The sequence below is a fragment of the Mesorhizobium sp. P3_B5 genome, assembly GCF_056402815.1.
In genome coordinates, this window is record NZ_JBFUGR010000001.1 from 944,151 (window position 1) to 966,620 (window position 22,470).

13 protein-coding genes are annotated in these 22,470 nt (G+C 64.3%); 9 read left to right on the forward strand and 4 right to left on the reverse strand.

Annotated features, from left to right (window positions below; genetic code table 11):
* The first annotated feature begins 65 nt into the window (after positions 1 to 65).
* Positions 66 to 410: a RidA family protein gene (locus AC1DVW_RS04710; protein WP_354459415.1), complete on the forward strand. Its 345-nt coding sequence runs from the start codon at positions 66 to 68 to the stop codon at positions 408 to 410.
* A gap of 195 nt (positions 411 to 605) precedes the next feature.
* On the opposite strand, the gene hutC is transcribed toward AC1DVW_RS04710, so the two are convergent.
* Both hutC and AC1DVW_RS04720 read right to left on the reverse strand, forming a co-directional pair.
* Positions 606 to 1,346, reverse strand: a complete 741-nt coding sequence (gene hutC / locus AC1DVW_RS04715; protein ID WP_477273483.1) for a histidine utilization repressor — start codon at positions 1,344 to 1,346, stop codon at positions 606 to 608.
* Complete coding sequence (locus AC1DVW_RS04720) at positions 1,343 to 2,695, reverse strand: formimidoylglutamate deiminase (protein WP_477321477.1); 1,353 nt, start codon at positions 2,693 to 2,695, stop codon at positions 1,343 to 1,345. Before AC1DVW_RS04720 ends, hutC begins: the two co-directional genes overlap by 4 nt.
* Positions 2,696 to 2,793: 98 nt before the next feature.
* On the opposite strand from AC1DVW_RS04720, the gene hutI reads away from it, so the two are divergent.
* From hutI to AC1DVW_RS04760, 8 genes are all read left to right on the forward strand, one after another.
* A complete protein-coding gene (gene hutI / locus AC1DVW_RS04725; protein ID WP_477321479.1) occupies positions 2,794 to 4,029 on the forward strand; it encodes an imidazolonepropionase in 1,236 nt (411 codons plus the stop codon).
* Positions 4,026 to 5,570, forward strand: a complete 1,545-nt coding sequence (hutH, locus tag AC1DVW_RS04730) for a histidine ammonia-lyase (RefSeq protein WP_477321481.1) — start codon at positions 4,026 to 4,028, stop codon at positions 5,568 to 5,570. Before hutI ends, hutH begins: the two co-directional genes overlap by 4 nt.
* Positions 5,564 to 6,379, forward strand: coding sequence for an N-formylglutamate deformylase (gene hutG, locus AC1DVW_RS04735; RefSeq protein WP_477321612.1), 816 nt, complete (start codon positions 5,564 to 5,566; stop codon positions 6,377 to 6,379). The genes hutH and hutG overlap by 7 nt, the downstream gene beginning before the upstream one ends.
* 25 nt (positions 6,380 to 6,404) lie before the next feature.
* A complete protein-coding gene (hutU, locus tag AC1DVW_RS04740) occupies positions 6,405 to 8,078 on the forward strand; it encodes a urocanate hydratase (protein WP_477321483.1) in 1,674 nt (557 codons plus the stop codon).
* A 9-nt stretch (positions 8,079 to 8,087) separates the two neighbouring features.
* The gene (locus AC1DVW_RS04745) at positions 8,088 to 8,675 is read left to right on the forward strand and encodes a HutD/Ves family protein (RefSeq protein WP_477242744.1); all 588 of its coding nucleotides are present in this window, start codon (positions 8,088 to 8,090) and stop codon (positions 8,673 to 8,675) included.
* 268 nt (positions 8,676 to 8,943) lie between these two features.
* Complete coding sequence (locus tag AC1DVW_RS04750; RefSeq protein WP_477321485.1) at positions 8,944 to 17,520, forward strand: glycoside hydrolase family 94 protein; 8,577 nt, start codon at positions 8,944 to 8,946, stop codon at positions 17,518 to 17,520.
* Between the two features lie 458 nt (positions 17,521 to 17,978).
* Positions 17,979 to 19,760, forward strand: coding sequence for a glucan ABC transporter ATP-binding protein/ permease (locus tag AC1DVW_RS04755; RefSeq protein ID WP_477242746.1), 1,782 nt, complete (start codon positions 17,979 to 17,981; stop codon positions 19,758 to 19,760).
* Positions 19,761 to 20,067: 307 nt separating this feature from the next.
* Positions 20,068 to 20,823 (forward strand): heme ABC transporter permease, encoded by a 756-nt coding sequence (locus tag AC1DVW_RS04760; protein WP_477242747.1) that lies wholly within the window; start codon positions 20,068 to 20,070, stop codon positions 20,821 to 20,823.
* A gap of 28 nt (positions 20,824 to 20,851) precedes the next feature.
* Here the strand turns inward: AC1DVW_RS04760 and AC1DVW_RS04765 are convergent, their stop codons facing one another.
* Complete coding sequence (locus tag AC1DVW_RS04765; protein WP_477242748.1) at positions 20,852 to 21,142, reverse strand: hypothetical protein; 291 nt, start codon at positions 21,140 to 21,142, stop codon at positions 20,852 to 20,854.
* Between the two features lie 143 nt (positions 21,143 to 21,285).
* Positions 21,286 to 22,344 carry a D-TA family PLP-dependent enzyme gene (locus AC1DVW_RS04770; protein ID WP_477321487.1) on the reverse strand — a complete coding sequence of 353 codons (1,059 nt, stop codon included), beginning with the start codon at positions 22,342 to 22,344 and terminating at the stop codon, positions 21,286 to 21,288.
* Between the last annotated feature and the right edge of the window lie 126 nt (positions 22,345 to 22,470).

The window sequence follows — 22,470 nt, forward strand, 5'->3', positions numbered from 1 at the left end:
GGCGACCTTGCCCGAAGCCGGTCACGACTCTAAAGAGGCGCAACCACAAAGGAAGGAAACATCCCATGAGCATTCGTCGCATCGATGTTGGCCCGCGCATGAGCCAGATCGTCATTCACGGCAACACCGTCTATCTCGCCGGTCAGGTCGGCACGCCCGGCGCAAGCGTTGGCGAGCAGACCAAGTCGATCCTGGCTTCCATCGACGAATTGCTGGCCAAGGCCGGCACCGACAAGACCAAGATCCTGCAGGCGATCATCTGGCTGGCCGACATGGGCACCTTCGCCGAGATGAACAAGGAATGGGACAAGTGGGTGCCGCAAGGCAACACGCCCGCCCGCGCCACAGGCGAAGCCAAGCTTGCCGGCCCGGAATACACGGTTGAGATTATTATTACGGCGGCGATTTGAGGCAAAGTTGAAGCTGCCAATCTCCCCCCTCGTGGGGGAGATGCCCGGCAGGGCAGAGGGGGGCGCTGTCCCTCCAGCCTTGCAGCTTAACCGGTGCCGTCTCGGAGAATTCCAAGGCAGGCAAAATCAAGAGTCGCGCTCTACGGCGCCCCCCTCTGTCCTGCCGGACATCTCCCCCACAAGGGGGGAGATCAATCACCCCTGCGACGGCGTAAACCTTGCCACCAACGTGTGGCTCTCCGCCGGATAAATAAAGCGCACATGCGTCACCGGGTGCTCGGCGCTCCATGTCCTGCGCTCGACCACCAGGCATGGCGCGCCGGTTTCGATATCGAGCGCCGCAGCAATGTGCTTGTCGGCGGCGATGGCGCGAATGCGGTGCTCGGCGGCACTCCACGGCACGCGGCCGATCAGCCATGGACCCGGCGCGGTGCCGAGAAACTCCTCGTCAGCTGCTTCAGGCACCGCCGCTAGATTGATCAGCCGCTGTTCATGGGCGAACGGCCGCTTGCCGGCGAAATGCCGGCATTCCAGCGCCAGAACCGGTCCTGCGGCGCTGAGTTCCAGCAAGCTGCGATCGTCGGTGCTGCTGCGCCGTTTCAGCCGCGCCACCCGCTCATAGCGGTAGGGCAGGCCGAGCGCCTCAACCTCGATCCTGATGTCGTGGATTTCCAGCACCGCCGCTTGCGACTGCGGCCGGCGCACGAAACTGCCGGAGCGCCGCCGCCGCTCGATCAGCCCGGCCTTGGCTAGCTGCGACAGCGCCTTGTTCACCGTCATGCGCGAGCAATTATATTCCGCCGTCAGCTCATGCTCGAACGGGATGCGGTGGCCGGGCGCCCAGGCGCCGGACAGGATTTTTTCGCTGATGTCGGACAGGATGCGCTGGTGGAGCGAGCCGCCACCCTCCGCATCCAATGCCGCGATCATGCTCATGCCGCAAGTACCGTCATTACCTGGCGAAAGCGCGCGGCAATGGCATCGCGCCTCGCGTGCCTGCCACCGCTGACCAGTTTCTGGCCATGCACCCAGACGCAATCGACCTTGCTGCCATTGGCGAAGATCCAGGCGTCCAGCACGGCATCGTCGCTCTTGCCGGTCAGCGAGGGGTGGTTGCCGTCCAGCGACACGAAATCAGCCGGAGCACCGGCAGCGATGCGTGACGGACCGGCGCCAAGCGCTGCACTACCGCCATCGAGTGCCGCATCAAACAGAGCACGCCCAGTCGAGCCACCGGCGACGGCCAGCACGTTACGGGCGCGGTGCGCCAGGCGCTGCGAGTATTCGAGCTGCCGCAACTCGTCGGGCAGGCCGATCAGCACGTTGGAATCGGAGCCGATGCCGAAGCGGCCGCCGTGCTGCGTGAACAAAGGTGCGGCAAACGTGCCGTCGCCAAGATTGGCCTCGGTGATCGGGCAGAGGCCGGCGATGGCGCCGCTTTTGGCCATGCCGATCGTTTCCGCCTCGGTCATGTGGGTGGCGTGGATCAGGCACCAACGGTGGTCGAGCTTGGCATTGGCGAGCAGCCATTCGACCGGCCGCGACCCGGACCAGGCCAGGCAATCCTCGACTTCTTTGACCTGTTCGGCGACGTGGATATGGATCGGCCCATCGGGCGTTATCGCGGCGACTGCAGTGAGTTCCTCCGGCGTCGCGGCACGCAGACTATGCGGAGCAACGCCAACCACGGCGTGATTCAACGCGCGGACCGATTCGCGGGCTTTCGCAACAAGCCGCGCGAACCTGCCCACATCGTTGATGAATCGCCGTTGGCCTTCGTTGGGGGCGGCACCGCCGAAGGACGAATGCGCATAGAACACCGGCAGCAGCGTCAGGCCGATGCCGGTTTCGGAAGCGGCAGCCGCGATGCGTTCGGCCATCTCGGCGATATTGGCATAGGGTTTTCCATCTCGGTCGTGGTGGAGATAATGAAACTCGCCGACGCGCGAGAACCCGGCCTCCAGCATCTCAACATAAAGCTGGGCAGCGACGGCCTCGACCTGGTCCGGCGTCATCGACAGTGCGAAACGGTACATCACCTCGCGCCAGCTCCAGAAACTGTCGGCTGAGGGGCCGCGCAATTCGGCGAGACCGGCCATGCCGCGCTGGAAGGCGTGGCTGTGCAGGTTCGGCATGCCCGGCAAGAGAATGCCGTGGCGCTCATCGCCGGGCAGCGGTGACGTGTCCAACTCGACCTTGGCGATGCGGCCGTCGCTTGTAGAGATCCGCACATTGGCATTCCAGCCGTCAGGCAGGAGCGCCTGTTCTGCAAAGATCGCCGTCACTTTTCTCTCCGGTTCTCTGTGTCTCATGGCATGATAGCACTTGCAGTGCGTTTCAATATGTATATACATAATCGCCATCCAATCAAACGGAAAAGATGATGGCTGCAGAAAGCAAAAGCCGGGCAGGGGCGATTCGCATCTGGCGCAATGCGCGCCTGGCGACCATGGCCGAAAGCGAAGCTGGCCTCGGCATCGTCGAAAAGGGTGCGATTGCCGCTCGCGATGGCCTGATTGTCTACGCCGGCCCCGAAACGGAGATGCCGGCGGCGCTCGCTCAGGGCGCGGAGACCATCGATTGCGAAGGCCGCTGGATCACGCCTGGGCTGATCGACTGCCATACCCACCTCGTCCATGCCGGCAACCGCGCCAACGAATTCGAGATGCGGCTTGCCGGCGCCACCTATGAAGAGGTCGCCAGGGCCGGCGGCGGTATCGTCTCCTCGGTCAAGGCGCTGCGAACCGCCAGCGAGGACGAACTGGTCGCTCAGTCGCTGCCGCGCCTCGATGCGCTGATCGCCGAAGGCGTCACCACAGTCGAAATAAAGTCGGGCTACGGGCTCGACCTCGAAAACGAGACAAAATCGCTGCGCGCGGCGCGGCAGTTGGGCAAAGAGCGGCCGGTGACGGTGCGCACAACCTTCCTCGGCGCTCACGCCCTGCCGCCGGAAGCCAAGGGCGACAAGGATGCTTTTATCGATCTGGTGGCAAAGACGATTCTCCCAGCGGTCGCCGCCGAAGGCCTGGCAGACGCCGTCGACGGTTTTTGCGAAGGCATTGCCTTTTCGCCGGAGCAGATGGCGCGCGTCTTCGATGCAGCCAAGGCGGCAGGCCTGCCCGTAAAACTCCATGCCGATCAGCTCTCCAACCTGCACGGCGCCGAACTCGCCGCGCGCTATGATGCGCTGTCGGCCGATCACCTCGAATACACCGACGAGGCGGGCGCCGCGGCGATGGCCAAGGCCGGAACCGTGGCGACGATCCTGCCCGGCGCCTACTACTTCATCCGCGAGACCAAGAAGCCGCCGGTCGGCCTGTTTCGCCAGCACGGCGTCAAAATGGCGGTTGCCACCGACAACAATCCCGGCACCTCACCGCTGACCTCGCTGCTTTTGACCATGAACATGGCGGCGACGCTCTTTGGCCTGACGGTCGACGAATGTCTGGCCGGCGTCACCCGCGAGGCCGCGCGTGCGCTTGGGTTGCTGGGCCAGACCGGCACACTCGAGGCGGGAAAATCCGCCGACCTGGCGATCTGGAACATCGAGCGCCCGGCCGAACTCGTCTATCGCATGGGCTTCAACCCGCTGCATGCCCGCATCTGGAGAGGACAATGACCGAACTCACCCTCAAGCCCGGCAACTCAACGCTGGCCGAATGGCGCGCCATCTATCGTGGCGCCGTGCCGAAGCTGGACGATGCCTGCCGTCCCAAAATCAAGGCCAGCGCCGAGGCGGTGGCCCGCATCGTCGCCAAGGGTGAGCCGGTCTATGGCATCAACACCGGCTTCGGCAAACTGGCCAGCGTCCGTATCCCCGCCGCCGATCTCGAAACCCTGCAGCGCAACATCGTGCTGTCGCATGCCGCCGGTGTCGGCGAGCCGATGCCGGTCGCTGTTACCAGGCTGATGATGGCGCTGAAGCTGGCCAGCCTGGCGCAGGGCGCTTCAGGCGTGCGGCCACAGACCATCGAACTTCTGGAAGCGATGCTGGCCAACGACGTCATCCCGGTGGTGCCGGCGCAAGGCTCGGTCGGCGCCTCAGGCGACCTCGCGCCGTTGTCACACATGACGGCAGTGATGATCGGCGTCGGCGAATGCTTTACCCCGCATGGCCGCTTCCCGGCCAAGGTCGCTTTTGTTTCGCACGGGCTGGAGCCGGTGACGCTCGGCGCCAAGGAAGGTCTGGCATTGCTCAACGGCACCCAGTTTTCGACCGCCTATGCGCTGGCTGCTTTGTTCGAGGCCGAAGTGCTCTACCAGTCGGCATTGGTTGCCGGTGCGCTGTCGACCGATGCCGCAAAAGGCTCGGACGCGCCCTTCGATCCGCGCATCCATCTGCTCAGGAAACACCCCGGCCAGATCGAGACGGCGCAAGCACTGCGCAATCTGATGGCCGGCAGTGCCATCCGTGAATCGCACCGCGTCGGTGACGAGCGCGTGCAGGATCCCTACTGCTTGCGCTGCCAGCCGCAGGTGATGGGCGCTGCCCTCAGCGTGTTGCGCCAGGCGGCCGACACGTTGGGAACTGAGGCCAATGGCGTCACCGACAATCCGCTGATCTTCGCCGAGGACGACACAGCACTTTCCGGCGGCAATTTCCACGCCGAGCCGGTGGCTTTCGCCGCCGACATGATCGCCCTCGCCGTGTGCGAGATCGGCTCGCTGTCGGAGCGCCGCATCGCCATGCTGGTCGATCCGGCGCTGTCCGGCATGCCGGCCTTCTTGACGCCGAAGCCCGGCTTGAATTCCGGCTTCATGATCCCGCAGGTAACGGCGGCCGCACTCGTCTCCGAGAACAAGCAGAAAGCCTATCCGGCCAGCGTCGATTCCATCCCGACCTCCGCCAACCAGGAGGACCATGTCTCGATGGCCGCGCACGGCGCGCGCCGGCTGATCGGCATGGTCGAGAACGCGACGGCCGTCATCGGCATCGAATTGCTGGCCGCGGCGCAAGGCTGCGATTTCCATGCGCCTCTGCCGTCGAGTGCGGCCCTCGAGGCGGTGCGCAAGCTGGTGCGGGCCGAAGTGCCGCATCTCGACAATGACCGGCATTTCCACCCCGACATGGAAAGGGCCATCGCCATGGTGCGCAGCGGCGCGGCGGTGAAAGCGGCAGGCGCGATCGCGCTGCCATCCATTTCGGGAGGGGCATTGTGACCAACTGGCTCACGGTGACGCGTGGCACGGCGCCTCTGCTGGTGTCGATCCCGCATACCGGTATCGATCTCGCCGGCATCGACAACCGGCTGGTCTCGCCCTGGCTCGGCCGCCGCGATTGCGACTGGTGGATCGACAATCTCTATGATTTCGCCGCAGGCCTCGGAGCGACCGTCGTTCACACGGCGATCTCGCGCACCGTCATCGACGTCAATCGTGACCCCTCCGGCGCTTCGCTCTATCCCGGCCAGGCGACGACCGGGCTCTGTCCGACCGAGACTTTCGACGGCGACCCACTCTACCGCATGGGCGAGGAACCGACGCCGTCCGAGATCGACCGTCGCCGCGAGACTTATTTCGCGCCTTACCATGCCGCCTTGCAGGCCGAGATCGGCCGGCTGCGCGGCATGCACGAGAAGATCGTGCTCTACGACTGCCACTCGATCCGCTCGGTGTTGCCGCGCCTGTTCGAGGGCACGCTGCCGGTCTTCAACCTGGGCACCAATGACCGCAAGAGCGCCGATCCGGCGCTGCAGGAAAAGGTCGCAAGGATCATGGCCGCAACCGGCGAGACTTGGATCGTCAACGGCCGCTTCAAGGGTGGCTGGATCACCCGCCATTTTGGCAACCCGCAGAACGGGGTGCACGCGCTGCAGATGGAGCTCTCCAACCGCGGCTATATGCGCGAGCCGGAAGGCAAGGGTGCGCCCGGCAATTGGCCGGTGCCATACGACGCCACCTTCGCCGCTCCGATCCGCGCCACGCTGAAGACCATTCTCGAAACCGCGATTTCCTGGGCCGGGCGCTGACGCGCCGCCCCACTCGAAAGGAACAATGATGACCAATCCCCGTCACAACATTCGCGAAATCCGCGCGCCGCGCGGCAACAAGCTCAACGCCCGGAGCTGGCAGACCGAAGCGCCTTTGCGCATGCTGATGAACAATCTCGACCCGGAGGTCGCCGAGAACCCCAATGAGCTGGTCGTCTATGGCGGCATCGGCCGTGCCGCCCGCACCTGGAACGATTTCGACCAGATCGTCGCCTCGCTGAAGACGCTTGGCGACGACGAGACGCTGCTGGTGCAGTCGGGCAAGCCGGTCGGTGTGTTCCGCACCCACGCCGATGCGCCGCGCGTACTCATTGCCAATTCCAACATCGTGCCGCACTGGGCGACCTGGGATAAATTCAACGAGCTCGATAAGAAGGGTCTCATGATGTACGGCCAGATGACGGCCGGCTCGTGGATCTATATTGGCACGCAAGGCATCGTGCAGGGCACCTACGAGACCTTCGTCGAAGCCGGTCGCCAGCACTATGGCGGCAATCTCAAGGGAAAATGGATCCTGACCGGCGGCCTCGGCGGCATGGGCGGTGCCCAACCGCTGGCGGCCGTCATGGCCGGCGCCTGTTGCCTGGCGATCGAATGCAATCCGGACTCGATCGATTTCCGTCTGCGCACCCGCTACGTCGACGAGAAGGCCGAGACGCTCGATGAGGCGATGGCGATGATCGAGCGCTGGACGAAGGCCGGCGAGGCGAAGTCGGTCGGCCTGCTCGGCAATACGGCCGAGATCGTCCCGGAAATGTTCAGGCGCGGTATCCGCCCCGACATGGTCACCGATCAGACTTCGGCGCACGACCCCATCAACGGCTATCTGCCGAAAGGCTGGACGATGGCTGAATGGCGCGAAAAGCGCGTTTCCGATCCAAAGGCGGTCGAAAAGGCGGCGCGCGCGTCGATGCGCGAGCATGTCGAGGCCATGGTCGCATTCTGGAACGTCGGCGTGCCGACGCTCGACTACGGCAACAACATCCGCCAGGTGGCCAAGGATGAGGGTTTCGAGAACGCCTTTGCCTTCCCGGGCTTCGTGCCGGCCTATATCCGCCCCCTGTTTTGCCGCGGCATCGGCCCGTTCCGCTGGGCGGCTCTCTCCGGCGATCCCGAGGATATCTACAAGACCGACGCCAAGGTTCGCGAACTGACGCCCGGCAACACCCATCTGCACAACTGGCTCGACATGGCGCGCGAGCGCATCGCCTTCCAGGGCCTGCCGGCCCGCATCTGCTGGGTCGGTCTCGGCGATAGGCACAGGCTGGGACTGGCCTTCAACGAGATGGTGGCCAAGGGCGAACTCAAGGCACCAGTGGTCATCGGCCGCGATCATCTCGATTCCGGCTCGGTCGCCTCGCCGAACCGCGAGACGGAATCGATGAAGGACGGCTCGGATGCCGTCTCCGACTGGCCGTTGCTCAATGCACTGCTTAATACCGCGTCTGGCGCCACCTGGGTGTCGCTGCACCATGGCGGCGGCGTCGGCATGGGCTTTTCGCAGCATGCCGGCATGGTCATCGTCGCCGACGGCACCCGCGAAGCGGCCAAGCGCCTGGAGCGCGTTCTTTGGAACGACCCGGCGACCGGCGTCATGCGCCACGCCGATGCCGGTTACGACATTGCGATTGCCTGCGCCAAGGAGCACCAGCTCAATTTGCCAGGCATTCTCGGCTGAGCAGCACAAATGCGCATCCTGCGGGCAGCCGACTACCGCGTCATGCCGTGGAAGAATGGCGGCGGCACGACGACCGAGATCGCCGTTTCACCTGACGGCGCCGGGCTCGACGATTTCGACTGGCGCGTGTCGATGGCGCGGGTCGACAGCGGCGGGCCATTCTCCGGCTTTGCCGGCGTCGACCGAACGCTGGCCGTGCTGGAAGGCGAGGGCATCATCCTTGATATCGCCGGCCAGCCGCCGGCCACCTTGACCAGGGTTTCCGCTCCGCTTGCCTTTCCGGCCGATGTGTCGACATCAGCCGCGCTGATCGCCGGTCCGATCACCGATCTCAACGTCATGACCCGCCGCGGGCGGATGACCCACACGGTCGAGCGCTTGCTGCTTTCCGCTCCAACCGAGGTTCAGCCGGCGGCCGATACGACCCTCGTTCTGCCTCTCGACGGCGATGTCACGGTGGCTGGTGTAGCACCGGTCAGCATCGGACCGCTCGACGCGCTGCTGCTCGGGCCTGGGGCCGGGAAATTGCGCCTCGAGCCGGCCGGGGAGACGACCCTGTTCGTCATCCGCATCGAAGGTGTTTCCGGCAACGATTAACGCCTGTTGCCAAACATGATCGCAACCCTGGCGAAATATCGCGTAAGCTGTTGGCCGTATCACGAAAAAGCCCGAATCCTTCCGTCGATCAAATGCGGACGGGAGCGTGGGGCGCTCGTCTTTGAGTTGCTGAGGGATGACGCCCTGTCGCGGTGCGAAAACAAACTTTCGGCCAAGTGTTGCGATGCAACCAATTGCATTTGAAACGGTTTTAGGGACATTGCCGTGGCGGTGACGCCGCATTGCGTCCCCCCATGCGGAATTTTCAATGAATATTCAGACGAATCCTGCCCAGATCGAAAAGACGAGCGCCAGCTTCCCGGCCATCACCGAAGAGCCGATACGCTCCAATTTCCTGCCGGAGGATCGTCTGCGCACGCTGGGCGTCAGCCTTGCCAAGGGCGACCTTGCGGATCTGTTTGGCCTGACGCCATTCGACTTCCAGGCGCGCATCCGCGACAGCGCCAAGAAGATTCTCGAAGTCTACCGCTCGACCAATGCCGCGCAGGCGCGGGGCGAAACCATCACACCGGCGGCGCAATGGCTGCTCGACAACAATTATCTGGTCGAAGAGACCATTTTCCAGGTCAAGCGCGACCTGCCGCGCCGTTTCTACCGCCAGTTGCCGACCCTGAAGCTGTCCGAACGCGCCACCGTGCCGCGCGCGCTGGCGCTGGCATGGACCTATGTCGCGCATTCCGACAGCTCGGTCTCGGCGACCATGTTCAAGTCGATCGTCGAGGGTTTTCAGTTCATCGAGCCGCTGAAGATCGGCGAGCTGTGGGCGCTGCCGTCGCTGCTGCGCTTCGTCCTGATCGAAAACCTTCGCCGCATCGCGGTTCGCGTCAACCGCACAAGGCAGATGCGCCAGATTGCCAATGAGGTCGCCGACCGCGTGCTGGCCACCGACGACAGCGCCGACCGCCAGGCGATCCTTGCAAACTACGGCGCCCATGCGCAGGACACCACCTTCGCCACCCAGTTGCTCTACCGCCTGCGCGATGGATCGCAGAATGCCGGCCGGGCGCTGGAATGGCTGGAGGGTGAGCTCGAGAAGACCGGCTCCGACGCCGAGGAAATCATCATCAGCGAGCATCGCACGCTGTCCGGCGGCAACGTCACCACCGGCAACATCATCCGCGGCCTGCGTCTCATCAACGACGTCGACTGGACGGTGTGGTTCGAGGGCGTCAGCCGCATCGACACGCTGCTGCGCGAACGCACCGATTTCGCCGCGCTCGATTTCTTCTCGCGCGACCAGTATCGGACTTCGATCGAGGAGCTGGCGCGCCGCTCCGATCTTTCCGAATTTCGTGTCGCTGAAACGGCGATCGAGCTTGCCGGCCATGCCGCTCCAGGCGATGCCTCAGGCACTTATGCGACCCCTTCCGATCCGGTTGCCAAGGCCGATGTCGGGTTCTTTCTCGTCGGTCCGCGCCGGCAGGAGCTGGAAAAGGCGATCGGCTATCGGCCGACCATCAGTGTTGCGGTCAAACGGGCATTCGCCAGGACCGGCTGGCTCGGCATCGTCGTGCCAGTGTTTGCGCTGACGGCGCTGCTTCTGGTCCTTTCCGGCAATGCGCTGGCCAATCTCGGCCTGTCGGTGCCGTCGATCGTCCTCATGCTGGTGCTGTTTGCCGTGCCGGCGAGCGAAGGCGCGCTCGCCTTCTTCAACACCGTCGTGTCGCTGTTCCTGAAGCCGACGCGGCTCATCGGCTATGACTACAGGCACGGCGTGCCGGCCGAGGCGCGCACGCTGGTCGTGGTGCCATCGCTGATCGGCTCGCGCGACGACGTCGAGGAAAGCATCCGCAACATCGAAGTGCATCATCTCGCCAACACGGCCGATGAAATCCATTTCGCGCTGCTTTCGGACTGGCCGGACTCGAAGACCGAAATCGATGCGGCCGACGTCGAGATCCTGCAATATGCCCGCGACGAGATCGCCCGGCTGAATGCCCGCTATCCCTCAGAGGGCGCACCGCGCTTCTATGTCCTGCACCGCCGCCGGCTCTACAATGCCGCTCAAGGCTGCTGGATGGGCTGGGAGCGCAAGCGCGGCAAGTTGCACGAACTGGATCTGCTGCTGCGCGGCGACAGCGATACGACTTTCCTGCCGCCCGGTGTGCCGTTGCCGGAGAACGTCGTTCACGTCATGACGCTGGACGCCGATACTCGCACCACCCGTGACGCAGTCGCCACGCTGGTCGGTAAGCTTTGCCACCCGCTCAACCGTCCGCATTTCGACGCGGCCAAGCGCGTTGTGACCGCCGGTTACACCATCCTGCAGCCGCGCATCACCGCGTCCCTGACCAGCGGCGACGACGCCTCGTTCTTCCAGCGGGTGTTTTCCGCCAATCGCGGTCTCGATCCTTACGTCTTTGCCGTGTCGGATCTCTACCAGGACGTCTTCGGCGACGGCTCCTTCACCGGCAAGGGCCTCTATCACGTCGACGCCTTCGAGGCGGCGCTGAAAGGCCGCATCGAGGAAAACACCATTCTCAGCCACGACTTGCTCGAAGGCGCGCTGGCGCGCTCGGCGCTGGTCACCGACGTCGAGCTGGTCGAGGACTATCCGACCCGCTATTCGGTCGATGCGTCGCGTCACCATCGCTGGGCGCGTGGCGACTGGCAGCTTCTCGGTTTCATCCTCGACCCGCGCTCCGGCGTGCCGGCGCTGTCGCGCTGGAAGATGGTCGACAATTTGCGCCGCTCGCTGACGCCGATCTTCTGGGTGATGGCGGCGATCGCCGGCTGGACGCTGCTGCCGTTCACGCAGGCCGCGCAATGGCAGGCCCTGCTGATCCTCAGCCTGTTCATGGCGCCGACCTTCAATATCGTCAACGCCATCCTGCCGAAGAGTGGCGACCAGACGGCGCGCGGCCACTTCTCCGCTTTGGCGCGCGATGTCGCCTTCGGCACCGCCATGGTGGCGCTGAAGATCGTGCTGATGGCGCACAATGCCTGGATGATGGGCGATGCCATTGTGCGTACGCTCTACCGCCTGTTTGTCAGCCGACAGAACCTGTTGGAATGGCGCACGGCGTCGCAGGCGCATAAGAGCGGCGACAACGATATCGGCTCCTATTACGGCATGATGTATGGCGCCGTGATCATCGGCTTCGTCGGCCTCGCCATTCCGGTGCTGGCCGATTCCACCGGCGCCTTCGTCGCCTTCTTCTTCGCTTTGTTCTGGATCGGCTCGCCGGCCATTGCCGCCTGGATCAGCCGCTCGGCCGAAACCGAGGACCGGCTGCGCATATCGGCGGCCGACATCCATGCGCTGCGCACGGTGGCGCGGCGCACCTGGCATTATTTCGAAACCTTCGTGACGTCAGAGCATCACAATCTGCCGCCTGACAATTTCCAGGAAAGCCCGGCGCCGGTGGTGGCGCCGCGCACGTCGCCGACCAATATCGGCGTCTATCTCTTGTCCGTGGTTTCAGCGCGCGATTTCGGCTGGATCAGCCTGTCCGATGCCATCACCCGCATCGATGCGACGATGACGACCATCGAGAGCATGCCGCGCAACCGCGGCCATCTGTTCAACTGGTACGATACGACGACGCTGAAGCCGCTCTATCCGCTCTATATCTCGGCCGTCGACAGCGGCAATCTCGCTGGCCACCTGGTGGCAGTGGCTGCCGCCTGCGCCGAATGGGCCGAAGCGCCGTCCGTGCATCTGCAGGGCGATTTCGAAGGCGTTCTCGATACGGTGACGATCCTCGACGAGAGCCTCGAGGAACTGCCCGACGACCGCCGTCAGCTCAGGCCGTTGCGCCAGCGTCTGGCCGACCGCCTTGACGGAATGCGGCGCGCGGTGATGACGATCAAGGCGCAGCCGGAAATGGCGTCGATCCGTACCATCAACCTGGCGGTGCTCGCCGGCGAGATTCGCAAGCTCGCGACCGCCATCCACACCGAAGCCGCATCGCCGCGCAGCGACGTCATCACCGACTGGGCGGCGCGGCTGGAGGCGACCTGCGAGGCGCATGTGCATGACTCGCACAGCGACGAAAACGCCATCGAAGCCTTGCGTGCCAAGCTGCTGGCGTTGCGCGAGCGTACGCGCCGCTTTGCCTTCGAGATGGAATTCGCCTTCCTGCTGCGGCAGGAGCGCAAGCTGCTGTCGATCGGCTACCGGGTCGAGGAACACCAGCTCGACGAGAGTTGCTACGACCTGCTCGCCTCGGAGGCGCGGCTGACCAGCCTGTTCGCCATCGCCAAGGGCGACCTGCCGACCGAGCACTGGTTCCGGCTTGGCCGGCCGATCGTCGAGATCGGTTTCCAGGGCGCGCTGATGTCCTGGTCCGGCTCGATGTTCGAGTATCTGATGCCGCCGCTGGTGATGAAGGAGCCGCAAGGCTCGATCCTCAACCAGACCAGCAAGCTGATCATCAAGCGCCAGATCCAGTATGCCCGCTCGAAGAACGTGCCATGGGGGATTTCGGAAGCGGCCTACAACGCCCGCGATCGCGAACTGACCTACCAGTACACCAATTTCGGCGTGCCGGGCCTCGGCCTGAAGCGCGGCCTGGGCCAGAACACGGTGATCGCGCCTTACGCGACCGTGCTGGCGGCGCAGTTCACGCCGCGCGAATCCGTCCGGAATCTGGCCAGGTTGAAGGCGATCGGCGCCCTTGGCCGGCACGGCTATTACGACGCAGTCGATTTCACGCCGCAGCGCGTGCCTGAGGGCACCGACCATGCCGTCGTCTTGAACTACATGGCCCACCACTCCGGAATGTCGATCGCCGCCGTTGCCAACGCCATCTTCGAAGGCCGCCTGCGTGACCGCTTCCACAGCGACCCGGTGATTGAGTCGGCCGAACTGCTGCTGCAGGAGAGGGCGCCACGCGACATCCCGACCGCCACCGTAAGGACGGAGGCCGACGAGCGGTCGAAGGACGAAACCGAGCTCGAGAGCCCGGATTCCCGGATCATCCTCGATCCGGCCAGGGCGCTGCGTTCGACCAGCGTCATGTCCAATGGCCGCTACTCGGTCATGGTCACCGCCACCGGCTCCGGCTATAGCCGCTGGGGCGAACTTGCCGTCACCCGCTGGCAGCCGGACCCGACCGAGGACCGGCTTGGCTCCTATATCTTCCTTAGGGATGCCGGCACCGGCGACTGGTGGTCGGCCACATCAGAGCCGAAGCGTGCAACCGATGAACGGGTGCAGACGCTGTTTTCCGACGACAAGGCGAGTTTCGTCAAATCGGTGGGATCGCTGCGTTCCGAGGTCGAATGCATCGTAATCTCGGAAGGCAATGGCGAGGGACGGCGGGTCACGCTGTTCAATGACGGCGCCACCGACCGGCATATCGAAGTGACCTCCTTTGCCGAACTGGTGCTGGGTTCCGAGACGTCGGACAATGCGCATCCGGCCTTTTCCAAGATGTTCGTGGAAACCGAGATCGCGGCCAACAACGCGGCGATCTTCGCCACTCGGCGCAAGCGCGACAAGAATGAACCAGACGTGACCGTGGTGCATTTCGTCACCGATCCGTCCGGGTCGGCGCGTGATGCCGAGGCGGAGACCGATCGTCGCGCCTTCATCGGTCGCGGCCGCACCGTCGCCGAGGCCGCCGCCTTCGATCAGGGCGCCAAACTTAGCGGCCATTCCGGCTTCACGCTCGACCCGGTCGCTTCGCTGCGCCGGCAAGTGCGCGTTCCCGCCAACAAGAAGATCTCGCTGACCTTCTGGACCGTGGTTGGCGCCAACCGTGCCGAACTGGATGAAGCCGTCGCGCGGCTCGATCATCCCGAAAGCTTCGCCCGCCAGGCGATGCTCGCCTGGACGCGCAGCCAGGTGCAGACACGCCATCTCGGCCTCAGCCTGACCGACGCCGCCAATGTGCAGAAGCTGGCGCGCTACCTGATCTATCCCGATCCGTTCCTGCGCCTTCCCGCGGAATCCATCGCGTCGGGGCTCGGCAAGCAATCCAGCCTGTGGCCGACCAGCATCTCCGGCGACTTCCCGATCTTCCTGGTCAGGATCGGCGACGTCGCCGATCTGGAGATCGTCGCCCAGGCGCTTCGCTTCCAGGAGTACATGCGCGCCCGCGGCATGATGATCGACTTCGTCGTCGTCAACGAGCAGGCTTCGTCCTACGTGCAGGACCTGCAGCGCGCCGTCGAGACGCTGTGCGAAAACAGCCGCTTGCGCGGCAAGGAACTCGGGCCGCGCCAGCACATCTTTGCCGTGCGCCGCGACCTGATGGACGAGGCGACCTACAAGACCTTGCTCGCCGTCGCCCGCGTCGTGCTGCACACCCGCAACGGCACCATCTTCGACCAGATCGAGCGCGCCGAGGCGGCAGCGCTGCAGGCGCGCGATGCACTGTTGCCGCCGGGTACGACAACCCTTCGCGAACCGTCCTTGCCGGTGCCGAGCGCGCCGGTATTTCATGCTCCGGTCGATAGCAGTGCTGACGGCAGCGGTCTCAGCCTGTGGAACGGGTTTGGCGGCTTCGAAGGCGACGGACGCCACTATGTCACCCGCCTTGCCGGCCGGCGCACAACGCCGCAGCCATGGATCAACGTCGTCTCCAACGCCTCGTTCGGCTTCCACGTTTCGGCGGAGGGCGCTGCCTTCACCTGGAGCCGCAACAGCCGCGACTATCAGCTGACGCCGTGGTCGAACGATCCGGTCTCAAATCGGCCGGGCGAGGGCATCTACATTTACGACCATGCCAGCGGCCGGGCGTTCTCGCCGACAGCCGCCGTGGTGCGCGATCCGGCCATGACCTATGAGACATGGCACGGCCAGGGCTTTTCGACCTTCCGCTCCAGGCGCGGGCCGCTGTCGATGGACCTGACCCATGTCGTCGATCCGCTCGACCCGGTGAAGATCACGCGGCTGCGCATCCAGAATTCGGGTTCGCTGCCGGCGCGGCTGCGCGTCTATGCCTATGCCGAATGGGTGCTTGGCGGTCATCGGTCGCGCACGGCTGCAACCATCGTTTCGTCAAGGGATGCCGCCACCGGCGCGCTCTTGGCGCAAAATCCCTACGGGCTCGATTTTGCCGAACGGGTGGCTTTCCTGGCCGCCGATGGCGCCGTGCATTCGGTGACATCCGACCGCGGCGAGTTCATCGGCAGGAACGGCACCAGCGAGCTGCCGCACGCTGTGCTGAGCGGTGCTGGCCTGTCGGGCCGGGTCGAGGCTGGCGACGATCCTTGTGCTGCCATCGCACGCGACGTCGACATCCCCGCCGGCGGCGACGTGACACTGCTCTGGCTGCTCGGCGACGCAGCTTCTCCCGAGGAGGCCAGTGCCCTGGTGCAGACCCACCGCGGTAAGGATTTCGATCAGCGGCTGGCCGACAATGAGCGCGAGTGGCGCGGCTTCCTCGACACCATCCAGGTCGAGACGCCGGACAAGGCGCTCGACGCCATGGTCAACCACTGGCTGCCCTATCAGAGCCTTGCCTGCCGCATCCGCGCCCGCTCCGCCTTCTACCAGGCGAGTGGCGCCTTCGGCTTCCGCGACCAGCTGCAGGACACGCTGGCCCTTCTGGCGCACGATCCGAAACTGGCGCGCGACCAGATCCTCAACGCGGCGCGGCGGCAATTCCCCGAGGGCGATGTGCAGCATTGGTGGTTGCCGCGCACCGATGCGGGCGTGCGCACCATGATCTCGGACGACGTGGTCTGGCTGGCGCACGCCACCGCACGTTATCTGCTGGTGACCGGCGACACCGCGATCCTCAAGGAGCAACTGCCCTTCATCGACGGGCAGGTGCTGGGTGAGGGCGAGCACGATGCCTTCTTCACCCCTGAAATCTCCAAGACCACCGCCTCGCTCTACGACCATTGCGCGCGGGCGCTCGACCTTGCCGTCAAGCGCAGCAGCCCTGCCGGACTGCCGCTGATCCTTGGCGGCGACTGGAACGACGGCATGAACCGCGTCGGCGAGCAGGGCAGGGGCGAGAGCGTCTGGCTGGGCTGGTTCCTTCTGAAGACGCTGGGCGACTTTGCCGCTGTCGCCAAGACGCAAGGCGACAGCAAGCGAGGGCAGGCTTGGACCAAGCATGCCGACGTGCTGAAGCGGGCGCTGGAAAGCACCGCCTGGGACGGGCAATGGTATCGCCGCGGCAGCTTTGACGACGGCACGCCACTGGGGTCGCACGATTCCGACGAATGCAAGATCGACTCGATCGCCCAGTCGTGGAGCGTGCTCTCGGGCGAGGGCGATCCGGCGCGCTCGACCACGGCCATGCAGCAGGCGACAAAGATGCTCGTCGATGACGAGCTCAAGATCGTCAAGCTGTTCACCCCGCCCTTCTCCAGGACGGAGAAGGATCCGGGCTACATCAAGAGCTATCCGCCGGGTGTCCGCGAGAATGGCGGCCAGTACACCCATGCGGCGACCTGGTTCGTCATCGCGCTCGCCGAGATGGGGCGCACCGACGACGCCTACCGCTGTTTCTCGATGCTCAACCCGGCCAACCACGCCCTCGATGAGGGTGCGGCCGAGCATTATCGGGTCGAGCCCTATGTCGTCGCCGCCGATATCTATGCCGGCGAAGGCAAGGGCGGGCGGGGCGGCTGGACCTGGTACACCGGCTCTGCCGGCTGGCTGTACCGGGCCGCGGTCGAAAGCATCCTCGGCATCGAACGGCGCGGCCAGAGCATCCAGTTCAGGCCGAAACTGCCGGGACATTGGGATGGCTATTCGGCCACCCTCAAAATGCTGGGCGCCGAAATCAAGCTTCGCGTCATCCGCGACAAAAAAGCCAAGGCTATCTCGCTCGAGGTCAACGGCACCAAGACAAAAGGGTCGTCTTTCGAACCCAAGGCCGGCGACAAGACCGACGTGATCGTCAGGATTCCGGCCTAAAGCGCCGCGTTCCGGAATGCCGCGCGCCCCTTTTTGGGGCGCGCCACAGTATCCATTCGAAATCGGCACCGACTTTTGCCCATCTGACCTTCGACGGGGAAACCAAGGGGTGTAGATTCAATGGCTTAGAGCGTCCGCGTGCCGTACGGTGCTCATCGCTTTTACTTGGCCCGAGATAATCTCCGGCAAGCCGCCCGAGGGCTTCGGGGACGCGCGCAATCACTTGCTGATTAAAATTGTGGCAGGGTCCGTCCGCTGCCATGATTTTGCCGCAAGGCTGGCATTTCACCTTTTATCTCAAACCGTTAGATGATCACGCCAGATTTCGTGCCGTCGCCATGTTTTGTTCGCGAAATGGGAACTGACGCGGTACAGGGGCATTGTTTTGCGACGCATCAACAGGTACGAGTCTGAAAATGATGCAGTGCACAATAAATAGTTTGGCGGAGTAAGCTGAAGTGTCCCTTCTGCAAATCTACTGGAGAGCGCTGGGTTATCTCGCAGCCGACAGGAAGCGCGTCGCGCTTATCTGCGGCGCGAATGTCGCCCTCGCAGCCATAGCCATCCTTGAGCCGATCATGTTCGGACGGGTGATCGGTGCCATCTCGGAACGCGGCTCCGTCTTCCAGACGCTGGCGATGTGGGCCGGCCTTGGCGCCTTCAACATCGTCGCCTTCGTTCTGGTGGCGCGTGGCGCCGACCGCTTTGCCCACAAGCGCCGCAGCGAGGTGCTTTGCCAGTCGTTCGAGCGCGTGATCACCATGCCGCTTGCCTGGCATCATCAGCGCGGCACCTCCAACGCGCTGCACACGCTGCTGCGCGCGGTCGAGACCCTGTTCAGCCTCTGGCTCGAATTCATGCGCCAGCACCTGTCCACCGCCGTCGCCCTGGTTCTGCTGGTGCCGACCGCGATCAGCATGGACCTGCGCATGTCGCTGGTGCTCTTGGGCCTCGGCGTACTCTATGTCGGCATCGGTCGGCTGGTCATGCGTCGCACCAAGGAGGGCCAGGCGGCCGTCGAGCGGCACTATCACCAGGTGTTCGCGCATGTCACCGATTCCGTCAGCAACGTCGCCGTGCTGCAGAGCTACAACCGCATCGGTCATGAGACCGAGGCGCTGAAGCGTTACGTCAAGAACCTGCTTGATGCGCAGAATCCGGTGCTCGACTGGTGGGCGATGGCCAACGCGCTGCACCGCCTGTCGTCGACGATTTCGATGATGATCGTGCTTCTGATCGGCTCCTATCTGGTGATGCATGGCCAGTTGCGCATCGGCGACGTCATTGCCTTTACCGGTTTTGCCACGCTGCTGATCGCTCGCCTCGACCAGATGTCGGCGTTCGCCAACCAGATTTCCGAAGCCAGGGCCAAGCTCGAGGAGTTTTATCAGCTCGAGGACTCTGCGGCCGAATCCGCCGAGCCCGATGGTTTGCGCGATCTCGCCAATGTCACCGGTCACGTCCGGTTCGAGAATGTCGGCTTCGAATTCGCCAATTCGGGGCAGGGCGTCGACGACGTGTCCTTCGAGGTCCAGGCTGGCCAGACCGTGGCCATTGTCGGACCGACCGGCGCTGGCAAGACCACGCTCATCAATCTCTTGCAGCGCGTCTTCACGCCGTCCAGCGGCCGCATCCTGATCGACGGCGTCGATACCCGCGCGGTGACCCGCAAGTCGCTGCGCCACTCGATCGCTACCGTGTTCCAGGATGCCGGCCTGCTCAATCGCACGATCGAGGACAACATCCGCGTCGGCCGCGCCGAAGCGACCTATGACGAGGTTCACGCCGCCGCCAATGCCGCTGCCGCGCAGGACTTCATCCTGTCGAAGAGCGCCGGCTACGATACGGTCGTCGGCGAACGCGGCGGACAGCTTTCCGGTGGCGAGCGCCAGCGCATTGCCATTGCCCGCGCCGTGCTCAAGGACGCGCCGATCCTGGTGCTCGACGAGGCGACCAGCGCGCTCGACGTCGAGACCGAAGACCGCGTCAAGGAAGCGATCGACGAATTGCGGCGCAGCCGCACCACCTTCATCATCGCCCACCGCCTGACCACGGTTCGCGACGCCGACCTAGTCGTGTTCATGGACAAGGGACGTGTGATCGAGATGGGCGGTTTCGCCGAACTGTCGATCCGCAACGGCCGCTTTGCCAGCCTGCTGCGTGCCGGCGGCCTGCTCAACGACGAGGAGGTTCGCCGCCTCAGCCGCACCGTGCAGCAACAGCAGGAACAGGCTGCCTGACAGGTGCCTTTACCTTCTCCCCTTATGGGGTGAGCAGCCGGTTCGCGTAAGCGAATTCATCGTGCCAGTGGCACGATGAAAGGCCGGCGAACGCCGGGACGCTGCGAAGCAGCGGGGACCCGGCAGGGTGGATCGGCGACCCCGGCCCTTCGCAGGCTCAGGGCGTTCGAAGCTCGAAAAGCCAAGCAATTGGCTTTTCGTCCGCCAGCGCGGACCGCTCCTCACCCCACAAGGGGAGAAGGTAAGAGCGCCCTGCGACACCACCACTCGATTGCCCCCCATGCGTCGCCGGTCTATGTAGAACCGCATGAGCGACACGACTTCACGCCTTGCCGGCTGGATGGATCTTGCCAACCCGACGCGCTTTGTCGGGCTGGCCGACAGGATCGTGCCTTGGCTGGCGTCCATCGCCGCCATTGTGCTCGCCATCGGGCTTTATATGAGCTTCACGGCGCCGGAAGATTTCCAGCAAGGCATCACCGTGCGCATCATGTATATCCACGTGCCTTTCGCCTGGCTCGCCATGATGTGCTACACGGTGATGGCGATCTCCGCCCTCGGCACGCTGGTCTGGCGCCATCCGCTGGCCGACGTCGCGCTGAAATCCGCCGCACCCATTGGCGCCGTCTTCACCGCCCTGGCGCTGATCACCGGTTCGATCTGGGGCAAGCCGATGTGGGGCACCTGGTGGGTGTGGGACGCCCGGCTGACCTCGGTCTTCATCCTCTTTCTGATGTATCTCGGCATCATCGCGCTGACCCGCGCGCTCGACGACGCCAGCCGCGCCGCCTGGGCCGCGGCCATCATCACCTTGGTCGGCTTCATCAACATCCCGATCATCAAATTCTCGGTCGACTGGTGGAACACGCTGCATCAGCCGGCATCGGTGTTCCGCCTCGGCGGGCCGACCATCGATCCCAGCCTGCTGTGGCCCTTGCTGGTGATGGCGCTTGGCTTCACCGTGCTGTTCTTCGCCCTGCACCTTATGGCGATGCGCACGGAAATCCGCCGCCGCCGCGTGATTGCCATGCGGCGGGTGGCGGCGAGGCAGGCGGAGGGGTAGCCGATCTAAGGCCCGCTGCGCCGGCCTGTCATTTTTGCAGATTGTGAACTTCGAACGAAGTCTCCTGAGGCGGCGAGGTGAACCCGCCCTTGATGCCCTTTTTCATTTGAGGCATCAGGATATCGTCTCGGAACTGCTCCCAATTCTTCTTGGATTCGTGAACCGCAACAATTGACCAGCCACCGGCCGACGGACCGGCAACATGGAAGACCTGGCCTTTTGGCAGGCTTTTTCCGCCTGCTGGATGCACCGCGGCGATGGACGCCTCGTACTGCTCCTTCGTGCCGCCAGGAAAATAATGCATGATTGCGTAAGCCATTTTTTCCTCCCGAGCAAAGCCGGAATCCATCCAATGGCCAGCCTGCTGAACGCAGATTGACGTAAGGGAACGCAGGCGACAAGCCGGACCTTAGACAGGGGCGACCGAGGGCTACCTTGAACTCGGAGTTTGGATTATGTGCGTCACCCCGTGCGGCCGCGCGCGGCCACCGGCAACGTTTCCAGCACCTGTTCGCCCGCAATCAGATGCACCTGGTCGAACAGATTGGTGACGACGCAGCAATGGTCGGGCACGATGCGCACGCGCTCGCCGATACGAAGCTTGGCGTCGCCCGAAAGCGTGATGTTGCCATGTTCCTCGCTGAGGCCGGTGATCCTGGCGCCGGGAATGCCCAGCAACTCGCCGAAATCGGCAAGCCCCAGCGTGTCGCTGGACAGCGCCTTGCTGCCGGAATCGAGGATGGCCCGGGTCGGCGTCGGATGGCTGACCACCGTCGACAGCACCGTCAGCGCGCAATCGTCAAGGCTGCCGACGCCTTTGGCAACCTGGTAGCGGTCAAGATAGATGTAGGTGCCGGGGCGGTATTCGGTGACGACGCTGCCTTCGCCTGAGCGCCACATATCCGGTGTGCCCCCGCTGGAGATGCGCTCGCAGGCAAGGCCGGACGCGGCAAGCGCCTGCTTGGCCTCGGCAAGCCAGGCTTCGGCCTCGTCGGCCCGACCGGCAGCCGGGTAGGTCATCAGCCCGCCGAAGCTAAGCCCCGTTGCCCTGTCGATCTCTTTCGCCAGCGCCACCGCCTCGCTGGCCGACTGGACGCCGCAGCGCCCCATGCCGGTGTCGCATTCGACCAGCACCGGCAGAGGGTGGCCGGCATCGGTGAAGGTGGCGGCCAGTCCCTCAAGCGTCTCCTTGCTGTCGGCGGTTACCGAAAGCGTCACGCGGCCATGCAGCGCCAGCAAGCGCTCCAGCTTGGCTCGCCCGAGAATGTTGTAGGGTAGAAAAATATCGGCAAGCCCGGCATCGGCCATCACTTCGGCTTCGCCAATCTTCTGGCAGGTGATGCCGACGGCGCCGGCGGCGACCTGTTTCCTGGCCCAGTAAGGCAGTTTGTGGGTCTTGATGTGCGGCCTAAGTTTCAACCCATGCCGGTCGGCATGGGCCTGCGCACGCGCGATGTTGGCTTCGGCGCGGCCGGCATCGATCAGGATCGCCGGCGTATCGAGATCGTCTATGCTGAGCATGAATATCACCTTGGGAAATTTGCCCAGACTTATGGCCTCGATCGAGCCGGATGTCATGAGGCCAGCATGCAGTTTACGTCGACACCGGATCGGTGTTCGGTTATGCGCTGTAGGCACCGCCTGAAG

Bases quoted from the DNA above. Each gene is read 5' to 3' on its own strand.
- AC1DVW_RS04710 (WP_354459415.1), top strand. From the start codon at position 66: ATGAGCATTCGTCGCATCGATGTTGGCCCGCGCATGAGCCAGATCGTC.
- hutC (WP_477273483.1), bottom strand. From the start codon at position 1,346: ATGAGCATGATCGCGGCATTGGATGCGGAGGGTGGCGGCTCGCTCCAC.
- hutI (WP_477321479.1), top strand. From the start codon at position 2,794: ATGGCTGCAGAAAGCAAAAGCCGGGCAGGGGCGATTCGCATCTGGCGC.
- hutH (WP_477321481.1), top strand. From the start codon at position 4,026: ATGACCGAACTCACCCTCAAGCCCGGCAACTCAACGCTGGCCGAATGG.
- hutU (WP_477321483.1), top strand. From the start codon at position 6,405: ATGATGACCAATCCCCGTCACAACATTCGCGAAATCCGCGCGCCGCGC.
- AC1DVW_RS04745 (WP_477242744.1), top strand. From the start codon at position 8,088: ATGCGCATCCTGCGGGCAGCCGACTACCGCGTCATGCCGTGGAAGAAT.
- AC1DVW_RS04750 (WP_477321485.1), top strand. From the start codon at position 8,944: ATGAATATTCAGACGAATCCTGCCCAGATCGAAAAGACGAGCGCCAGC.
- AC1DVW_RS04760 (WP_477242747.1), top strand. From the start codon at position 20,068: ATGAGCGACACGACTTCACGCCTTGCCGGCTGGATGGATCTTGCCAAC.
- AC1DVW_RS04765 (WP_477242748.1), bottom strand. From the start codon at position 21,142: ATGGCTTACGCAATCATGCATTATTTTCCTGGCGGCACGAAGGAGCAG.
- AC1DVW_RS04770 (WP_477321487.1), bottom strand. From the start codon at position 22,344: ATGCTCAGCATAGACGATCTCGATACGCCGGCGATCCTGATCGATGCC.